This is a genomic window from Sulfitobacter rhodophyticola (assembly GCF_041281685.2).
GTDB lineage: Bacteria > Pseudomonadota > Alphaproteobacteria > Rhodobacterales > Rhodobacteraceae > Sulfitobacter.
Window position 1 is genome coordinate 955,667 of sequence record NZ_CP166251.2, and the last position, 19,645, is coordinate 975,311.

17 protein-coding genes are annotated in these 19,645 nt (G+C 59.5%); 5 read left to right on the forward strand and 12 right to left on the reverse strand.

Annotated elements, in window-relative coordinates; all coding sequences use genetic code 11:
- Positions 1-25: 25 nt before the first annotated feature.
- From AB4X18_RS05680 to AB4X18_RS05715, 8 genes are all read right to left on the reverse strand, one after another.
- Complete coding sequence (locus tag AB4X18_RS05680) at positions 26-1,222, reverse strand: phenylacetate--CoA ligase family protein (protein WP_370402583.1); 1,197 nt, start codon at positions 1,220-1,222, stop codon at positions 26-28.
- 49 nt (positions 1,223-1,271) lie between these two features.
- Positions 1,272-2,108: an ABC transporter ATP-binding protein gene (locus AB4X18_RS05685; protein WP_432817169.1), complete on the reverse strand. Its 837-nt coding sequence runs from the start codon at positions 2,106-2,108 to the stop codon at positions 1,272-1,274.
- Positions 2,109-2,181: 73 nt separating this feature from the next.
- The gene (locus AB4X18_RS05690) at positions 2,182-3,465 is read right to left on the reverse strand and encodes an ABC transporter substrate-binding protein (protein ID WP_370399177.1); all 1,284 of its coding nucleotides are present in this window, start codon (positions 3,463-3,465) and stop codon (positions 2,182-2,184) included.
- Between the two features lie 81 nt (positions 3,466-3,546).
- Positions 3,547-4,659 (reverse strand): branched-chain amino acid ABC transporter permease, encoded by a 1,113-nt coding sequence (locus AB4X18_RS05695; protein ID WP_370399178.1) that lies wholly within the window; start codon positions 4,657-4,659, stop codon positions 3,547-3,549.
- On the reverse strand, positions 4,659-4,868 hold the full coding sequence (locus tag AB4X18_RS05700) for a hypothetical protein (RefSeq protein ID WP_370399179.1): 210 nt from the start codon (positions 4,866-4,868) through the stop codon (positions 4,659-4,661). The genes AB4X18_RS05695 and AB4X18_RS05700 overlap by 1 nt, the downstream gene beginning before the upstream one ends.
- Positions 4,855-5,862, reverse strand: a complete 1,008-nt coding sequence (locus AB4X18_RS05705) for a branched-chain amino acid ABC transporter permease (RefSeq protein ID WP_370399180.1) — start codon at positions 5,860-5,862, stop codon at positions 4,855-4,857. The genes AB4X18_RS05700 and AB4X18_RS05705 overlap by 14 nt, the downstream gene beginning before the upstream one ends.
- A 63-nt stretch (positions 5,863-5,925) precedes the next feature.
- Positions 5,926-6,744: an ABC transporter ATP-binding protein gene (locus AB4X18_RS05710; RefSeq protein WP_370399181.1), complete on the reverse strand. Its 819-nt coding sequence runs from the start codon at positions 6,742-6,744 to the stop codon at positions 5,926-5,928.
- A gap of 142 nt (positions 6,745-6,886) precedes the next feature.
- A complete protein-coding gene (locus AB4X18_RS05715; RefSeq protein WP_370399182.1) occupies positions 6,887-8,860 on the reverse strand; it encodes an AMP-binding protein in 1,974 nt (657 codons plus the stop codon).
- A gap of 203 nt (positions 8,861-9,063) precedes the next feature.
- On the opposite strand from AB4X18_RS05715, the gene AB4X18_RS05720 reads away from it, so the two are divergent.
- Together AB4X18_RS05720 and AB4X18_RS05725 are read left to right on the forward strand one after the other, a co-directional pair.
- Positions 9,064-10,974, forward strand: coding sequence for a PAS-domain containing protein (locus AB4X18_RS05720; RefSeq protein ID WP_432817170.1), 1,911 nt, complete (start codon positions 9,064-9,066; stop codon positions 10,972-10,974).
- Entirely contained in the window at positions 10,971-11,672 is a 702-nt protein-coding gene (locus tag AB4X18_RS05725; protein WP_370399183.1) for a response regulator transcription factor, read from the forward strand. Before AB4X18_RS05720 ends, AB4X18_RS05725 begins: the two co-directional genes overlap by 4 nt.
- Here the strand turns inward: AB4X18_RS05725 and AB4X18_RS05730 are convergent.
- From AB4X18_RS05730 to fdhF, 3 genes are all read right to left on the reverse strand, one after another.
- Positions 11,639-12,862: a hydantoinase/carbamoylase family amidase gene (locus AB4X18_RS05730; protein ID WP_432817171.1), complete on the reverse strand. Its 1,224-nt coding sequence runs from the start codon at positions 12,860-12,862 to the stop codon at positions 11,639-11,641. The two genes, AB4X18_RS05725 and AB4X18_RS05730, sit on opposite strands and share 34 nt — an antisense overlap.
- A gap of 95 nt (positions 12,863-12,957) precedes the next feature.
- Positions 12,958-13,815: an HNH endonuclease gene (locus AB4X18_RS05735; RefSeq protein WP_432817172.1), complete on the reverse strand. Its 858-nt coding sequence runs from the start codon at positions 13,813-13,815 to the stop codon at positions 12,958-12,960.
- A 122-nt stretch (positions 13,816-13,937) separates the two neighbouring features.
- On the reverse strand, positions 13,938-16,703 hold the full coding sequence (gene fdhF, locus AB4X18_RS05740; RefSeq protein ID WP_432817173.1) for a formate dehydrogenase subunit alpha: 2,766 nt from the start codon (positions 16,701-16,703) through the stop codon (positions 13,938-13,940).
- A gap of 203 nt (positions 16,704-16,906) precedes the next feature.
- Between fdhF and AB4X18_RS05745 the strand changes: the two genes are divergently transcribed.
- Positions 16,907-17,560, forward strand: a complete 654-nt coding sequence (locus tag AB4X18_RS05745) for a histidine phosphatase family protein (RefSeq protein ID WP_370399186.1) — start codon at positions 16,907-16,909, stop codon at positions 17,558-17,560.
- A gap of 12 nt (positions 17,561-17,572) precedes the next feature.
- The gene (locus tag AB4X18_RS05750; RefSeq protein WP_370399187.1) at positions 17,573-18,193 is read left to right on the forward strand and encodes a glutathione S-transferase family protein; all 621 of its coding nucleotides are present in this window, start codon (positions 17,573-17,575) and stop codon (positions 18,191-18,193) included.
- Between the two features lie 93 nt (positions 18,194-18,286).
- Here the strand turns inward: AB4X18_RS05750 and AB4X18_RS05755 are convergent, their stop codons facing one another.
- Positions 18,287-18,562, reverse strand: coding sequence for a DUF4242 domain-containing protein (locus AB4X18_RS05755; protein ID WP_432817174.1), 276 nt, complete (start codon positions 18,560-18,562; stop codon positions 18,287-18,289).
- A gap of 145 nt (positions 18,563-18,707) precedes the next feature.
- On the opposite strand from AB4X18_RS05755, the gene AB4X18_RS05760 reads away from it, so the two are divergent.
- Positions 18,708-19,622: a LysR family transcriptional regulator gene (locus tag AB4X18_RS05760; protein WP_370399190.1), complete on the forward strand. Its 915-nt coding sequence runs from the start codon at positions 18,708-18,710 to the stop codon at positions 19,620-19,622.
- Positions 19,623-19,645 lie beyond the last annotated feature (23 nt).

Below are 19,645 nucleotides of genomic sequence, written 5' to 3' on the forward strand. Positions count from 1 at the left end.
ATGCCAGAGCAAGCGACGTCCAAGATCAATCGTAGGTGCGCTGATCTTCGATCACCAGCCCATCCCTGGGCAGACTTCCGGGCGCGTGGATTTCCACCGTTCCCTTCAGTTTCAGCAGGCTTGCGACCGAAGCGGCATACCCGTCCACGTCACTGCTCGGGCTTTCGATCTGAACGGTCATCTGGTCCTGCTCCCCCTCGCGCCGCGCGATGACGCGTGCCTTGCCGATCTCATCATGCTGCGCGACCAACGCGGCGACCTGTTCTGGCCGCACGAACATACCCTTTATCTTGGTCGTCTGATCCGCCCGCCCCATCCAGCCCTTGATACGCCTGTTCGTCCGCCCGCAAGGGCTTTGCCCTTTCATGAACGCGCTCAGATCACCGGTAGCAAAACGCACCAACGGATAATCCGGGTTCAGCGCTGTCACGACCACTTCACCAACGTCTCCTGGTGCCACGGGATCGCCGGTGCCGGGTGTCACGATCTCCACGATCACACCTTCATCCAGGATCATCCCCTCCATCGCCGGGCTTTCATAAGCGATGTTGCCCAGATCGGCGGTGGCATAGCACTGCAAACAGGAAATTCCCCGCGCGATGTACCACTCCCGCAGCGACGGGAACAAAGCTCCTCCGCCGACGGCCGCCTTGGTAATGCCCAATGACACCCCCATCTCGTCAGCCTTCTCCAGAATGATCTTCAGATAATCCGGCGTACCGGCATAAGCGGTCGTACCAACATCCCGCGCGGCCGTGACCTGCAGTTCCGTCTGCCCCGTCCCCGCGGGCAAGACCTTCGCGCCGACCGCATGCGCACCGCTCTCGAACATGTGCCCTGCTGGTGTCAGGTGGTAGCCAAAGCAATTCTGAACGACGTCCTCCGACCCAATGCCCGCCGCATGCAGGAACCGCCCCATCCGGAACCAGTCTCCGTCGATCCGCCCCGGCTCGTAAATCGGACCCGGCGACTGAAAGACATGGGTCACCTTGCCTACCTCAACGCCACCGAAAGGCGGTCTGGCTTTCTGCCACTCACCCAACTCTGATTTGCGCAGCACCGGCAGTTTCACCAGATCAGCGGCGGTACGGACCTCTGCCGCCGCGGCCCGCCATGCATCAGGGGCCACGGTGATCCCCGCCAAACGTGCACGCAACAGCTTCGCCTGATCCGCCTCCCGCTTGTCCTGAGAACGCGTTTCCAATGCATCGAATGAGGTCATACCCGCCATTCCATCTTCCTTCGACTATAATTGAGTGCCCGGTCGCGTATCAGCTCAGCCAGCGCTTGCGCCGCCGATAGCTGCGCACGTCACGGAACGACTTGCGCCCCTCATCCGACATGCCCAGGTAGAATTCCTTCACATCCTGGTTTTCCCGCAGATCCGCCGCAGGTCCATCCATCACCACACGACCGCTTTCCAGAATGTAGCCGTAGTGCGCAAACCGCAGCGCCACGTTGGTGTTCTGTTCTGCCAGAAGAAAGGTCACGCCTTCCTGCTCGTTGATCGACTTCACGATATCGAAAATCTGCTCCACCAGCTGCGGCGCCAACCCCATGGACGGTTCATCCAGCAGGATCGTCTCCGGCTTGGACATCAGCGCGCGCCCCACCGCGCACATCTGCTGCTCCCCACCCGAGGTATAGCCGGCCTGGCTTTTCCGCCGCTCCTTCAGCCGTGGGAAATAACTGTAAACCAGCTCCAGATCCTGCGCGATGGCCGCATTGCCATCGGTACGCGTATAGGCACCGGTCATCAGGTTTTCCTCGATAGTCAGATGTTCGAAGCAATGCCGACCTTCCATGACCTGCACGACGCCCTTTTTCACCGTCTCCGCCGGATCGGCATGGGCGATATCCGCGCCGCGGTACTTGATCGACCCCTTGGTGACCTCGCCACGCTCTGACGCCAGCAACCCCGAAATCGCCTTCAGTGTCGTCGTCTTGCCCGCGCCATTGCCACCCAGCAACGCGGTAATCCCGCCCTTGGGCACATTCAGGCTGACGCCCTTCAACACGAGGATCACGTGGTTGTAGATCACCTCGATATTGTTGACCTCCAGCACGTTATCAACCTGCACCGGCGTGGCCTTGGCGTCATCCAGCATGGACTTCATCCTTTTGAAAATACCTAGATCCCCCGGCCGTAGCACACGCCGCGGCCGGGGAAAGCTGCAAGCCTTAGCCGCAGTTGCCTTCGATGTTGTTTTCCGCCGCATAAGCTGCGGAATCCTCGGCGATCAGTGGCCCGATCACATCCATGTCGGTGGGCGCGAAATCAGCGATCTTCACGAACTGACCCGCGGACGCATCCCACTGCGTCACGGCAACCATGCCTTCGCCGCCATGGTTTTCGCAGGACACGTCGAATGCCGGACCAAAGCTTGGCAAACCCAACTCCGTCATGCGCGCTTCGGTCACGCTCAGCGCTTCCATGCCATCACGCATCATCGCCGGAGTGATGTCTGCAACCCCGTGGATTTCCTGCGCCTTTTCAACAGCCAACTGCGCCAACATCGCAGCATAGATGCCGCGGTTGTAAGGCACCGTGCCGATCTGATCGCCTGCGCCAGCAGCCTTGCCCGTGTCCACGACATATTGCTGGATGTCGTCGAACAGCGGGAAGTCATTACCAACAGCCGTCAGCGCCAGCGCCTTGTATCCATTCGCCGCATCCCCGGCAGAGGTCACGTCAATCTCCGCGCCGGACCACCAGATGCCAATGAAGTTTTCCATCGGGAACCGGATGTTCGCGGCTTCCTGAATGGCCACCTGGTTCATCACACCCCAGCCATACATGATCACATTGTCGGGACGTTCCCGACGGATCTGCAGCCACTGGGATTTCTGTTCCTGACCGGGGTGATCCACCGCCAGCGTCACCAGTTCAAAGCCGTGCTTCTTGCTCAGCTCTTCCAGTGTCCGGATCGGCTCCTTGCCGTAAGCAGAGTTGTGATAGACCAGCGCGATTTTCTTGCCGTTGATGTCGCCACCATTGGTCTCAAGAATGTGGTTGATCGCGGCAGAGGCGCCATTCCAGTAGTTCGCAGGATAGTTGAAGACGTGGCTGAACACATCGCCGTTCGCAGCAGATGTCCGGCCATAGCCCATGGAGTGGATCGGAATGTCATCTGCCGTCGCTTTGGGGATCAGCTGATAGGTGATGCCTGTGGACAGCGGCTGATACACCAGCGCGCCTTCGCCCTTGGTGGCTTCATAGCATTCCACACCCTTTTCGGTGTTATAGGCTGTCTCGCACTCGATGACGCGAGTCATGACGCCGCCGATGCCGCCGTCACGCTCGTTCAGCAGCGTGAAGTAATCCGCATAGCCGTCCGCAAACGGGATACCACCCGCCGCATAGGGGCCGGTCCGGTAGCTCAACGATGGGAACACAAGGTCCGCCATCACGGGGCTTGCTGCCATCAGGCCTGCAACGGCCATTGTTCCTAACTTGTACTTCATCGGTGTTTCCTCCCTTGGATTTTTATCCGATTTCTCTTCTTCCGTAGGGTGCGCATTCACTGCGCACCATGAAACCGTCCCCTAGTGCGGGAACGGCCACAATCTCAGTTTCTCTTTGGCAACGCGCCAAAGTTGGGCCAATCCATGCGGCTCCAGAATAAGGAACATCACGATCAATCCGCCGACGATCACCAAATTCAGATGCGCCACAATATCCGTTGGCCAGCCCAGCCAATCCACGCCCACAATCTTCAGCGCCACTGGCAGGAGCACAAGGAATGCAGCGCCGGCAAAGGAACCAAAGATGCTCCCCAGCCCGCCAATGATGATCATGAACAGAACCAGGAACGACTTCTGGATGCCGAACGCCTCGCCCACTTCCACAGCGCCCAGATAGACCGAAAAGAACAGCGCACCGGAGATGCCGATAAAGAACGACGACACCGCAAAGGCCGTCAGCTTGGCGCGCAGCGGGTTCACTCCGATGATCTCGGCGGCGATATCCATGTCGCGAATGGCCATCCACTTCCGTCCCGAAGCCCCCCGCGTCATGTTCCGCGCAATCATCGCGCAAACGATAGTGAAGAACAGACAGAACAGATACGTCGCCCAAGGCGCGGTGCTGGGCCCCGTAATCAAGATCCCCGCCAAATCCCGCTCCGGCGCGTTGATCTGCCCGGAGGCGGAGTAGTTGTAGAACCACGACACCCGGTTAAACAGCCAGACAAGGAAGAACTGCGCCGCCAGCGTCGCCACCGCAAGGTAGAACCCTTTAATCCGCAAGCTCGGCAAGCCAAACAAAACCCCCACAAGCGCCGTCATCACGCCGCCCATGATCACGGAAAAGAAGATGTTGAACTCCGGCAACCGGAACAGCAACTCCCCGCCCCACCAGATGTCCACGCCGGTCATGAACTTGTAGCAGCTATAGGCCCCCACAGCCATGAACCCGCCCGTGCCAAGGCTGACCTGCCCGCAATAGCCCACGAGGATATTCAAACCGATCGCCGCAATCGCGTAGATCAGAAACGGCAGCATAAACGAGTTCGCCCAATAGTCGTTGATGGTGAACGGGATCACGAAGATCGCGATGAACAACACCACGTAATACCGATACCGGTCGAACCTGATCGGAAAAGTCTGGTTGTCCTGGGCGTAGGTCGTGCTGAAATCGCCTGCTTCACGGTAGAACATCAGGTGTTGCCTCTCGAAATTGCGGTCACGCGAACGCCTCTGTCTTTGAAGATCAGATATCCTTCACGAAAGGCCCAACCAGCCAAAACGCCGAATGCGACACCAACAAAGGCATTGCCAAAACTGGCGTTTGCAAGAGCCAGCACAAGGAAAGCCAGACCCAGTAGCGCCTTGCGCTTCGAACCCATCTTATTGCTAAACCCGCTCAATGATCTTCTCCCCAAACAGCCCCTGCGGCCGGAACACCAGGAACACCAGCGCCAGCATGTAGGCAAACCAGTTCTCCGTGGCCCCCCCAAGGAAAGGCGCGCCGATCAGAAACTCGAACAGCTTCTCGCCCACGCCAATGATCAACCCGCCAATAATCGCACCGGGAATTGAGGTGAATCCGCCCAGCATGAGCACCGGCAAGGCCTTCAACGCAATCAGCGACAGCGAGAACTGCACGCCCGATTTCGCGCCCCACATGATCCCCGCCACCAGGGCGACAAACCCCGCAAGCGACCAAACCAACACCCAGATGAAGTTCAGCGACACACCTACGCTCAATGCCGCTTGGTGATCATCCGCCACTGCGCGCATCGCCCGCCCTTGCTTGGTGTACTGCGCGAACATCACCAGCCCCGCCACCAGGATGGCCGCAACAATCGACGCCACGATATCGAGGTTGTCGATGAAGAACCCGTATCCCAGCGCCTCGTAGGTGGTGCCCTCCAGCCAGACGTTCATCCCCTGCGGCAGGCACGTGCCTTCCGCTGCACAGACGTTCAGCGCCTTCAACTCCGACCCCCACATCAGGTCCGCCACCCCTTCCAGGAAATAGGCCAGACCGATGGTCGCCATAAACAGGATGATCGGTTCCTGCCCGACCAAATGCTTGAAAACGAACTGCTGCACCGCCCAAGCCAGCGCGATCATCACGATCACAGTCAGCAGGATGGCCGCGAAACTATGTACCGACCAGCCGAACTTGTGCACATCGGTCCCGAAAATCGCGTTGATCAAATGCGCGAACGGCACCTGCCCGTTCTGGATCCCCACCAAGGTCATCGCTGCAAACAGCGCCATCACGCCCTGCGCGTAATTGAAGATGCCCGAGGCCTTGTAGATCAGCACGAAACCCAGCGCCACAAGTGCGTAAAGCACCCCGGCCATGAGACCATTGAGGAACACCTCGATGGTGAATGCCAACTGCTCATTCATCCCAGTTCTCCCTCATATCCTGCGCTGCACAGGCACTGTCCGCATTGCTTCATCCTGTTCAATTCAATCATGCGCCACGCCCAGATAGGCATCGATCACCTCCTGATTGTTGCGCACCTCATCGGGCGTGCCATCGCCGATCTTCTTGCCGTAATCCATCACCACAACCCGGTCGCTGAGGTCCATCACGACACCCATATCGTGCTCAATCAGCGCAATCGTGGTGCCAAATTCGTCGTTCACATCCAGGATAAAGCGGCTCATGTCCTCTTTCTCCTCAACGTTCATCCCCGCCATAGGCTCATCCAAAAGCAGAATCGTCGGCTCCGCCGCCAGCGCCCGCGCCAGCTCCACACGCTTTTTAAGACCATAAGGCAGCCGCGCCACGGGCGTCTTGCGAATAGCCTGGATCTCCAGAAAATCGATAATCTTCTCAGCCACTTCCCGATTGGCAATCTCTTCCGCTTCCGCCTTGCCCTTCCAAAGCGACTGCGCAAAAAGCCCCGTCTCCATATGCGTCAGACGTCCAGTCATAACGTTGTCCAGCACGCTCATACCCTCAAACAAGGCAATATTCTGAAACGTCCGGGCAATTCCCTGCCGCGCCACCTGAAAGGGCTTCATCGGCGGACGGCGGCTGCCCTTGTACCAGACCTCGCCATCCTGCGGCACATAGAACCCCGAAATGACGTTCAGCATCGACGATTTGCCAGCCCCGTTGGGCCCGATAATCGCGCGAATTTCGCCCTCGCGAATGTCAAAGGAGATGTCCTTGATCGCCTCAACACCCCCGAAACGCAGGGTAATATTCTTCATTTCCATGACCACGGGCCCGATGGTACGCCCATCCGCGGTCTGGTAACTGTCGGTTTGATCTAGCACTGCACCGCCTCTTCCAAATGGTTCAAAAAACCTCGCCGAAGGCCCGCATTTCCACCCCCACAACGCCGCAGGACCGGGCGCCCAAGGGCAGGTGGGCGGGATGTCGCGGAACGCGCATGCCGCGCCGCCTGATCCACCGTTCTCATTCCGCGGCCATCTTCTTGGCTGCCACCGGCATCACCTTGGCACTGCGCACTTCCAGGGTCGCCTTGATGCTGCCCTTGCGCCCGTCCTCATAGGTGACTTCCGTCTCGGTCGAGACCTGTGACGACCCGTCATAGAGCGCTGCGATCACATCATCATACTTCTCCTCGATGATGCGTCGGCGCACTTTACGGGTCCGCGTCAGCTCTCCGTCATCCGCGTCCAGTTCCTTGTGCAACACCACAAACCGGTGCACCTGGCATCCCGACAACATTTCATCCTGCGCGACAGAGACATTCACTTCCTCGACGTGGCTCTGGATGGTGTCCATCACCTGCGGATGGCCTGCCAACTCCTGGTAGGAGGCGTAGCCGATATTGTTCCGCTCCGCCCAATTGCCGACCGCTGTCAGGTCAATATTGATGAAAGCCGTGCACTCCTCGCGGCCAGCGCCAAAGACGACCGCTTCCAGGATATTGGGGAAGAACTTCAATTTGTTCTCAACGTATTTCGGCGCAAAAAGCGATCCATCGGCCATCTGGCCCACGTCCTTGGCCCGGTCGATGATCCGCAAATGCCCGGTATCCTCCTCGATGAACCCGGCATCCCCGGTTGCAACCCAACCCTCTGGATCTTTGGTGTCCGCCGTGCTCTTGGGGTTTTTGTAATACTCCACGAACACGCCGGGAGAGCGGTAAAACACCTCCCCGTTGTCCGCGATCTTCAATTCCACCCCCGGGCATGTCACGCCCACCGTGTCGCTGCGCACCTCCCCATCGGGTTGCGCGGTGATGAAGACTGTCGCTTCGGTCTGGCCGTAAAGCTGTTTCAGGTTGATCCCCAAAGAACGATAGAAATCAAAGATTTCGGGCCCGATCGCCTCGCCCGCAGTGTAACCCACGCGCACCCGGCTGAAGCCCAGCGTGTTCTTGAGCGGCCCGTAGACAAAAAACTCGCCCAGCTTGTATTTGAACCGGTCCCACTGGCCGACGTTCTTGCCATCCAGAATGTCAGGCCCCACCTTCCGCGCATGCGCCATGAAATGATCGAACAGCCATTTCTTGAACCGCCCCGCATCTTCCATGCGGATCATCACATTGGTCAGTTGCGTCTCGAACACCCGCGGCGGCGCGAAGTAATACGTCGGCCCGATCTCGCGCAGGTCCACGTGCATCGTGTCTGCACTCTCCGGACAATTGGTACAGAACCCCGTCCACATGGCCTGACCCACGGAGAATATGAAATCCCCCACCCAGGCCATAGGCAAATATGCCAGAATATCATCCGTCTGCCGCAAACCGTCAAAAGCCGATGAAGACTTCGCCGTCTCGATGATGTTGCGGTTGGACAGCACCACCCCCTTGGGCTTGCCTGTCGTCCCGGAGGTATAAAGCATCACGCCCGTGCTGTCGTAATCCAGCTTGGCCTGACGGGCCTCAAGCTCCCCGATGAACTCGTCCCGTGCCGCGCGGCCCTGATCCTGCACATGGGAATACTGATGCAACGTGGTGTGATCGTACTTCCGCAGGCCCCGCGGATCGAGATAGATCAGATGTTCGAACTGATGCAGCTGCTCCTGCACCTCGATCACCTTGTCGACCTGCTCCTGATCGCCCACGACCACGAACCGTGCACCGCAATGATCGAGGACATAAGCCATCTCTTCGGCGTTGGCGTCCTGATAAAGCGGCACCGGCACCGCGCCCACCATTTCCGCCGCCACCATCGCCCAATAAAGATAGGGCCGGTTGCGCCCGATGATGGCAATGAAGTCGCCTTCATTCACACCCAGGTTCAACAGACCCAATGCCAGCGCTTCGACCTCATCGCGGGTCTGCGCCCAGGTCCAGCTTTGCCAGATCCCGAATTCCTTCTCGCGGTACGCGGGTGCGTCTGCGAATTGTTCGGCGTTTCGGTGCAAAAGCGCCGGAACGGATGCAGGTCCGTCGGCGCGCGTCAGCGGCTTGGCCAATTCGTGTCCTCCCTTGCCTGCCATCTTGGCAGGTCAGATCGCTTGGTGCGATTCTGATCCCATTAGGAACTTAGAGATAGGGTGAAGGTCAACTTTTTCCTGATGTTTTCGCAATTCTTACGAATTGTAACAGCGCCACTATTTGCCTCTTCCCTCTTGGCCGACCTCCTTCGGCAATGCTAGCCAGAAGGCGGAGGAGTCCCATGCACATTTCAGAAACCCAGACCAAAGCGATGACCACCGCTGGACTGAACCTGATCGCGCAGGCGCTTTCCATCTATGACAGCGACCTGCGGCTTGTCGTGTGCAACGCCCCTTTTCAGCAGATGTTCTCCCTCCCGGACACCCTTGTCACCCCCGGTGCCACTTTCAAGGATACCATCAGACACCTGGCCCTCTCCGGCGAATACGGAGCGGTGGAGGACGTCGAAACATTCGTGAAGGAGCGCGTGACGCAGGCGCGCACTTTTACCGCGCACTACATGGAGCGCACTCGCGCCAACGGCCGCACCATCAGCGTCGAAGGCTCCCCCCTGCCGCAGGGCGGCTGGGTGACAGTCTATACCGACATCACGGCAGTCAAGCAGCACGAAGCGCTGCTGCGCGCGCGCTCAGACGCGCTCAACGATCAGGTGTTGGCCCATACCGAACAACTGGCGCAAACCAATCGCGAACGTGCCGCGATGATCACCACGCTGGAGGAAACCAAACGGCAATTGACCGAATCCGAAGCACGCATGCGCCTGACAACAGAGATGATGCCCGCTCACATCGCACATCTGGACGCCGATGGCTTCTACACCTACTCAAATCGCCGCCTGTCCAGCGTGATCCCCGGCAAACCAAGCAATATCATCGCGATGCACATTTCGGACGCCTTGGGAGATGCCGCATTTTCGCAGATAGCACCGGCTCTGACGCAGGCCTATGAAGGCCATTCAAAGGTATTGGAATTCACCGATACGGCCAGCGCGCGCCGCATCCGCGTTGCCTTTACCCCGGACACACGCGGGGGCGTCTATATCCTGTCCATGGACGTGACAGAGGAAACCCAGACCCGCGTTGCCCTGCAACAAACCCGAAAACGCGAATTGGCCGCACAGACCATTTCCGGCCTTGCACATGATTTCTCCAACCTGCTGACCATCATCCTCGGCCTGCAATCGCGGCTTGCGCGCCAGCACGGCCTGCCCGATACGGCATCAGAGCTGATCAACAGCACGCTGGCAGCCGCCCGCCGGGGCGGTGCCCTGCTCAGCGCGATCGCCGATGTGACCGGGCCGCGTGCCATACGTCCCGTCGCCACCAACCTCGACACATTGATCCGTGATTTCGACCGGCTCGCCGGACCGGCCCTGCCGCCTGGGGTCAGCCTGACGGTCACGAACCACGCGGGCGACGCCAACGCATTGATCGACAAGGGCAAGGTCACCGACTGCCTGCTGAATCTGTTGCTGAATGCCCGCGATGCCTGCGGCACCACCGGCCAGATCACGTTGACCCAGCAGCTCGTGCACGACACCTGGGTCGAGTGGGTGATGCGTGACACCGGTGCAGGGTTTTCACCGCAAGCGCTGGAACGGGGGTTCGATCCCTTCTTTACGACCAAAGGCAGCGAAGGGTCCGGGCTGGGCCTGTCCATGGTCTATGACATGTCCAAGTCCGCGGGCGGGGATCTGCGGCTGTCCAATCGTTCGGAGGGTGGTGCCGAAATAACCCTGCGCCTGCCCTTTCGCCCGGCACTGCCCGCCACCACCGGCCTCGTGCTGCTGGTCGAGGACGAAGATCACCTGCGCGAAGGCGTGCGCGATCTCCTCATGACACTGGGCCATTCCGTGATTGAAGCAACCAGCGCGGACGAAGCCACCGCCCTGCTCGCCGATCTGCCGGATATTGCCTTCATCCTCTCCGATATCCAGCTCAAGGGCGAGGCGACAGGCCTCGATCTGGCCCAGCGCACTGGTGGCAAAACGCCACTACTCCTGATGACCGCCCTACCCGCTGATGACCCCCTGCACATCGAGGCCGCGCGCCTGGCCCCCGTCCTGCGCAAACCCTTCGACAGAAGCGATCTTGCACGCCTTCTGGGCCCTTCAGGCATTGCCGCCCAATGACCCGTCCCCTGATCATGATCCTCGATGACGAACCCGAAATCCGGCGCATGCTGTCCGACGTGCTGGAAGAGGCGGGCTTCGACACGCTCAGTTTCTCCCGCGCCAGCGCGTTTGAAGCCGCGCTGACCAAGAACGCACCGGACGTCTGCCTGGTGGACCTCAGCTTGCCAGACAGCGACGGGCTCACGCTGGTGCACCGCCTCGCACTTGAGCAAGGCGCCATCGTCATCATCATCTCCGGTCGCGCCGAAGTGCAGGACCGCGTCACCGGTCTGGAACTGGGCGCGGACGACTATATCATTAAGCCTTTCGATCCTGCCGAAGTCGTCGCCCGTATCCGCGCCCGCCTGCGCAGCAATAAACCCGCCGTGGAAGCCGGGCAAACGGCGCGCTTCAATGGCTGGACGGCGCACTTCGACACCTACCTGCTGGAGCATGCCGATGGGACAGAGACCCCTTTCTCCCATGCCGAAGGCGAAGTGCTGCGGCTGTTTCTGAATAGTCCCAAACGTCTCATCACCCGCAACCAGATGATGGAATCCCTGGGCGGCGCCGCTGCGGAAAGCTTTGATCGTGCAATGGATGTGCGCATCTCGCGCTTGCGCACAAAACTGCACGAAAACCCTAGGAACCCACAACTGATCAAGACGATCTACGGCGCAGGCTATATCTTTCTAGGTGACGTCAGCTGGGATTGAAGCCGCATCACCGCCTTCGCAAGCACCTGCGCCCCGGCGACAAGATCCTCTTCGGCCGTATCCTCTTCAAAGGCGTGGCTGATCCCGCCAATCGATGGGACGAAAAGCATCGCCACCGGCATCAACCGCGCCACGTTCGTCGCGTCATGCAAGGCACCCGACGGCATCCTCTGCCAGCGCCCCGGTGCCACCGTTTCCGCTCCGTCTTCCAGCGCCGCGCGCAGGCGCGCATCCATCCCGGTGGGCTCAAGCTCCCACATCGGTCCGAAATCAACACTCAACCCAAGCGCCAGCGCCACTTCCCGCGCCGTATCGCGCACGATCTCCTCTATCCGCCGCAACCGAAGCGGGTCGCCATCGCGCCACTGCATGGAAAAGGACGCCTTGCCCGGCACGATCGAAGACGCATTGGGATGCAAGGCAATATGGCCGATCGTCCAGACGGTTGTCGGCGTCACCACATTCCGCAGCCTGTCATTCAGCGCCGTATTGAAGGCCGACACGCCTTGAAACGCGTCGCGTCTCAGGTGCATCTGCGTGGTTCCTGCGTGGTTTTGCTGCCCGGTGAACGTGATCGGTATCTCGCGTGTGCCGACAATCTCCGTCACCACACCAATCTGTTGATCGGACGCATCAAGGGTCAACCCCTGCTCGATGTGCAGCTCGATAAACCCGGTGAAGCCCGCCGGGTCCACGTCCCCAGTCACCTGCCCTGCAAGAGCGCGCCGCGCGTCGCGCAGCGTCACCCCTGCGTGATCGGTGGCGCTGTCCACATCTGCCAAAGGTGTATACCCGCACCAGACCGAAGACCCCGTCAACCCCCCGAACCGCCCCTCTTCATCCTGAAACGAAACAACCGACACCGCAGGCCCGTCCCCCTCCTGCGCCGCACGCGCAACCTCCAGTCCGGCGACAACCCCCAGCGCACCATCCAGCCAGCCGCCTTCAGGCTGCGTATCGGAATGCGAACCCAGCAGGATGGACGGCCCCTTTGCCAAGCCAAAGAGATTGCCCATCGCGTCCATCTCGACCCGCAACCCTGCATCTGCAAACCGCCTGCCCAGCCAGGCACGCGCATCAACATCCGCCTGCGAAAACGCCGGCCGCACCACGCCCTTGCCCACACCCGAGGCGCCGAACATCCGCAACCTGTGCAAATCCGCGAGAAACCGGTCCCTGTCGATCTCCAACAGCTTCCCCTTCCAAATGGTTCAAAAAATCCCAGGATGTTTGAAGGACAGCGTCCTTCATCAGCAAGAATAAAATCAAATGCGGCGCATGCCGCTCATCTTTTTGGAAAGAGCCCATCCACCGATCCTTGCCCAAACCTGTTTTCTTTATGCCACCGAAGATATGACGGATCAGGCCAGTGTTTCTTTTCCTTCGGTAGTCGCAGCATTCTATCGGGAACAATAAGACGGTCTACCACATCTCGCGGAACCTTGTTTTCGGAAATCAAGATGAAAGGATCACCGAGGTCGGGATTGACTGAAACAAGCCCGCGATCAAACATCCAATGAAGCGTCGCCGACAGGGCGAGCCCGTTTCTGATGGTGTCATTCCCATTTTCCTCTACTGGTCGGATATGAGCCGCCTGCACTTCCGGACGGCCACCGCCATTGCGAAGCCCCAACCCGGACATGGCACAGCGGTTATCATATGCATTGCGGACTTTCCGCCGAAACGCGATATCCCGGTACGGGCGACGGGTCAGGCGTTCGATGACCGGGCGTTCAAAAATCGCATCTGCTTCAGCTAATGCGCCCAATTGCGGCTGTGCCTCGTACAAGCTGGCCTCAGCAACTTCCAAATCAGGGGGCAATCCGGCATTGACGATCGCGGCAAACTCGTTGTCTGGCAGCAGCCGGACAGCTTCTGTGCGGCGTCCACCGGATTTCAGTATCCTCCCGTCCTGTCCAGCAAGAGCGCTTTCCCAGGGCGTTCCATCTTGTCTGACGCGCGACACATCAGCGTCAAACTCCAGGAACGAGTGTGGTGCTATTACTGCAAGGTGATTACCCGGTGTTTGCAAGTTTGGTTCGATATGACTGATTTTTGCGACCGCAAAATAGACCTGCGCGTTTTGACGCCCCGGACGATAATAGACGATCCAATCTCCAACAGTCTGCTCGACCGCATACAATTAGCGACTTGGAAAGTCGTACTGGGTCGCAGGATCATCCTGATAACCTGAGCTCTCTTTATGAAGGAAAACCGCACGCGTCATACGTGATCATCGCTTTCCTAAATTAGAAAACGCAACCTCTATTCCGCCGCAATCGCCTCCCCAACCGCTTCAACCTTCACAGCCGAAAACTTGAACTCCGGGATCTTGCCATATGGGTCCACCGCCGGATTGGTCAGGATATTCGCCGCCGCTTCCACGAAAGCGAACGGCAGGAACACCATATCGGGCGACACCGCGCGGTCCATCCGCGCCATGATCTCGATGCTGCCGCGCTTGGTGGTCAGACGCACCAACCCGCCCGGCTCCACCCCCAGCTTGCGCAAGGTGCTGGGATGCAATGAACAATTCGCCTCCGGCTCCACCGCATCCAGGACACTGGCCCGCCGGGTCATCGACCCGGTGTGCCAATGCTCCAGCTGCCGACCCGTGGTCAGGATCATCGGGTATTCGGCATCCGGCACATCATCGGGTGCTATGATCGACGCAGGCGTGAACCGCGCGCGCCCATCAGGACGCGGGAAGCCATCGGCAAACACAATCGCCTGCCCGGGATCCTCCGGGCTGAGCGACGGATAGGTCACCGCGTTCTCATTCTCCAACCGCTCCCAGGTGATGTTGTCGAGCGATTTCATGTTGCGCTTCATCTCCGCAAACACATCCGCCGGACCCTGGTACGACCAATCGAGCCCCAGCCGTTTGGCCAGTTCCACCTCGATCCACCAATCCTCTTTCGCCTCACCGGGTGGCGGGACGGCGGGTCGCCCCATCTGCACCTGACGGTTGGTGTTGGTCACCGTTCCCGACTTCTCCGCAAAGGCCGACGCGGGCAGGATCACATCCGCATAGTTCGCGGTCTCCGTGATGAAAATATCCTGCACCACCAGATGATCGAGCTTCGCAAGCGCGTCCCGTGCATGTTCCACATCCGGGTCCGACATCGCCGGGTTTTCACCCAGCACATACATCGCCTTGATGGAGCCTGCATGGACGGCATCCATGATTTCCGTGACCGTCAGACCCTTCTCGGCAGAGAAATCATTCGACCCCCACACATCCGTGAAGGCGGATCGCACGCCATCATCCATCACCGACTGATAGTCGGGCAGGAACATCGGGATAAGTCCCGCATCCGACGCGCCCTGCACGTTGTTCTGCCCGCGTAGCGGATGGAGCCCCGCACCCGGTCGTCCGACCTGTCCCGTCATCAGGGCAAGCGAAATAAGACACCGCGAATTATCCGTTCCGTGGATGTGCTGGCTGACACCCATCCCCCAAAAAATCATCGCCGCATTGGCCCCCGCAAAGGTCCGTGCCACATCGCGCAGGGTTTCCGCGTCAATTCCGCAAACCTCAGCCATTTTCTCCGGCGTGAAATCCTTCAGATGCGCTTTCTCGGCGTCCCAGTTCTCGGTATAGGCCTCGATATATTGCTGATCGTACAGCCCTTCCTCCACGATCACATGCATGATCGCATTCAGCGTCGACACATCCGTGCCGGGACGGAATTGCAGCATATGGCTTGAGAACCGCTTCAATGCCTGCCCCCGCGGGTCCATCACGATAAGCTTGCCGCCACGCTTGGTGAACTGCTTGAAATAGGTCGCGGCCACGGGATGGTTCTCGATCGGGTTACATCCAATCGCAATCGCCACATCGGCGTTCTCGATCTCATTGAACGTCGCCGTGACCGCTCCCGAACCGACGTTCTCCATCAGCGCCGCAACCGAAGACGCATGACACAGCCGCGTGCAGTGATCGACGTTGTTGTGCCCAAACCCCTGCCGGATCATCTTCTGAAACAGGTAGGCTTCTTCATTCGTACACTTGGCCGATCCGAAACCCGCCACCTCACGCCCGCGCCCCTTCATACCGGCGGCGGCGAAATCCAGTGCCTCATCCCAGGTCGCTTCGCGGAAATGCGTCTGCCAATTGCCGGGATCGACGTTCAGCCCCTTCGCGGGCGCGTCATCACGGCGGATCAGCGGCTTGGTCAGACGGTGGTCGTGGTGGATGTAATCAAACCCAAACCGCCCCTTTACACACAACCGCCCCTCGTTCGCCGGCCCATTGATCCCCTCAACGTACTTAACCTTACCGTCCTTCACCTTGAGGCTGATCTGGCAGCCCACGCCGCAGAACGGGCAGATGCTCTCGACCTCGTCGTCGAAATCCGCTGAATCACCTACCTGTGCGTCGTCCAGAACTGTCGCAGGCATCAGCGCCCCGGTCGGACAGGCCTGCACACATTCACCGCAGGCCACGCAGGTACTGTCCCCCATGGGGTCCGCCATATCGAACGTCGGATAGCTGTCGTGCCCGCGCCCGGCCATGCCGATCACGTCGTTGACCTGCACCTCTCGACAGGCCCGCACACACAGCCCGCACTGGATACAGGCATCCAGGTTGACGCGCATCGCGACATGGCTGTCGTCCAGCAGCGGAATGCGCCCGTTTTCCAGCTTGGGGAAACGGCTGGCGTCCACGCCATTCTCCACGGCCATATCCCACAAATGACTGGATTTATCACGGGCGACCTCCTGCGGCGGCTGATCTGCCAGCAACAACTCCATCACCATCTTGCGGGCGCTTTCCGCCCGCGCGGTATCGGTCTTGATCACCATGCCATCCGCCACATCGCGGATGCAGGACGCCACCAGCGTGCGCTCCCCCTCCACTTCGACCATGCAGGCCCTGCAATTGCCGTCCGGGCGATACCCGGGCGCGGGCTTGTGACACAGGTGCGGAATCTTCAAGCCGCGACCATGGGACACTTCCCAGATCGTCTGGCCTGCCTCAACCTCGATATCCTCACCGTTCAAGGTGATCCGGATCATGTCTGACATCAGTGCCTCCCGCGTCCAACCTTAACACAGATAGCGGGATTCCACCCTCTGCAGGAGGGTCAATCCCGACACCCTGCCAGAGTTTTGCGCCAAGCACGTTTCCGATAGGGGTCAGACCGTGCAGATGCCGCACGATTAATTCCGCCACGTGGCCTTTTCTCCCCCTGCCTCCTCCCCTATCAAAGCCCCCAAAGGAGCGTCCCATGTCCCACATCACGCTGATCCGCCACGGCCAGGCCAATTCCACCGCGACGGATGAGAAAAGCTATGACAAGCTCAGCCCGCTGGGCCACGAGCAAGCCGGTTGGCTGGGGGAGTACCTGCGCGACACGGAAACCCACCACACCCGGCTTTTTACCGGCACGTTAATCCGGCATGTCGAAACCGCCGAAGGCATGGCCACAGGGCTTGACGCCACCCGCGACGCGCGGCTGAACGAGCTGGAATATTTCACCCTTGCCACCCTGATGGAGGAACAGCACGGCATTGCTTTCCCATCCGAACAGGGGGCATTTACCACCCATCTGCCCACCGTGTTTGACTACTGGAAAGCCGGAAAGATCGAAGCCGCACCGGAGACATGGGATGAATTCCACACCCGCGTTTCAGATGCATTGGCGGAAATCGCCAGCGGATCCGGCCCGGCGCTTGTGGTCACCTCGGGCGGGTTGATTGCCATGGCCATGGCACAGGCCATGGGCCTTGCGATCCCGGCACAAGCCCGACTTGCCCTCGGCATTATGCACACCTCGATGCACCGTCTGTTCCCGATCGGCGGGCATTGGTCCCCGGTCCTTTACAACGCCGTCCCACATCTGGACACGCCCCACCGCCGCGCGGCACAAACCCATATCTGAGGAAGCCATGTCATGCTGAAGCTCTTCTACGCAAAAGGCACCATTTCAATCGCCGTCGCCATCGGGTTGGAAGAAGCAGGGCTTTCCTATGAAGCAACGCGCGTGGATTTCAGCACGGCAGAGCAGACCAAACCCGATTATCTGGCGATCAACCCCAAGGGCCGCGTACCCGCCTTGATCACCGACAACGGCACTGTGCTGACCGAAACCGGCGCCCTGCTGGACTACATCGCCACCTGTGCACCGAATGCTGGCCTGATCCCCACCGATGCCGAAGACGCCGCCCACATGCGCAGCGTGATGTATTACCTCGCCTCCACCATGCACGTGGCCCACGCCCACAAGATGCGTGGCAGCCGCTGGGCGGACCAGCAAGCCAGCTTCGATGACATGGCAGCGAAGGTCCCGGCAAACATGACCGACTGCGCGGCTTATGTCGAAGCGGAATGCCTGCGCGGCGACTACGCCTGTGGCACGCAGTTCACCCTTGCCGACCCCTATCTTTTCATCGTCTGCAACTGGCTCGAAGGCGACGGTGTCACAGTGCCGGACTTCCCTGCCATTCAGGCCTATCTGACCCGGATGGAGGCCCGTCCAAGCGTCCAGGCTATGCGTGCGCGCGACATGCTCTAGCGTTCGGCGGTTGAGGGCATTGTCCGATGCGGCCAAATTTGCGCGTCAGGACGACCACCGGTCTCGGTCGCCCTGATCGAATTCTCTCAAGGGTCAATTGTTGGCGGTCAAGGGATCGATGATTTGCCCGATCTCAGTGATCCTGGATACAGGAATACCGCTGAGCTCAGCGTGCTTTGCAATCTCGTCCTCGCTTTCGGAAAGATAGACGCAAAAGGTCTTTTCGCCGGCAACATAGGAGTGTTGCCACTGAATGGACGGGCCGATCGTCGTCAGCGCCTGGTTCGACGCACGTGCCGCGCCGCAAAGCTCTGTCAATGAGAATTCCCCGATTCCAGGAATATCCCGCTCGATCATGAAGCGCTTCATTGTGGTCTCCTTCGATGTGATTGATGGAATGATCAAAGGGTACATGACAGGCTGGCTCCCCGGAAATTCAATTTTCTTTAGCCAAGAAAAGGTGACCTTCGGGAAAAATATGGAATCCTTCGCGAAGTAAAGATAACCTTTATTAATGACGTCTGTGACGCACCTTAAATCACTCCAAGCGCTTGAGCTTGCCATCCGTGAAGGGTCGTTGACCAAGGCGGCTGCCCGGTTGGGTATCACCCCCGCTGCGGTGGGCCAGCGCATTCGAACGCTCGAAGACTACCTGGGAACTGAACTGTTGCTGCGGGGTCGATCCGGACTAAAGCCGACCCCCGAACTTCAGCTTGCGATCGCTGATCTCCGCACTGCCTTTGATGCGCTGGAGCGCGCGACAAACACACTCGATTTTCAGAGGGTAGGCGAAATACACATCGTTGCAGACCCGGATTGGGCGGATCAATGGCTCGCACCACGCCTCCCGGCGTTCCGTGCAGAGCACCCGAATATCCTGTTCTGCATCAACGGCGACGGCGATGTGCCGCTTCGTATCGGATCGCCCGATTTGCGTATCCTGTTGGACGACGGGCAAGGAACCGCGTTGTTCAGGGACGTGCTTGTTCCTGTCACCGGCCCCGACAATCCGCGCCGACTGGCGGCACAGGACGCCGAACATATGATGGAGGGGATGCCCCTGCTCCATCTCAAGCGACAGCGCGACGAAAAAGATTACCCCGGATGGGTGGATTGGTTCGATGCCTTTGGCCACCGCGCGCGCGGCACTGACCGTGGCATTCATTACCCTCAGGCAAAGCTTGCGCTGGAGGCCGCTCGACAAGACGTCGGGTTCTTCCTGTGCGGTCTTTCACTTGTGCTGCGGGATCTGGACAAAGGCACGATCTTGCTGCCGTTTCCGATCTCACAAAATATCCCCGCGCCACATCCCTATCGGCTCAGCATGCGGGCGGGGGTGGAAAATCGGCCGCAAGTTCAGCGGTTTATCAATTGGCTGGAAGCCGAAGCACAACAGACCCGGACAAGGATTGAGGCGCTTCTGCGTTGACCCGGTCAATGTCCGACCTGCGG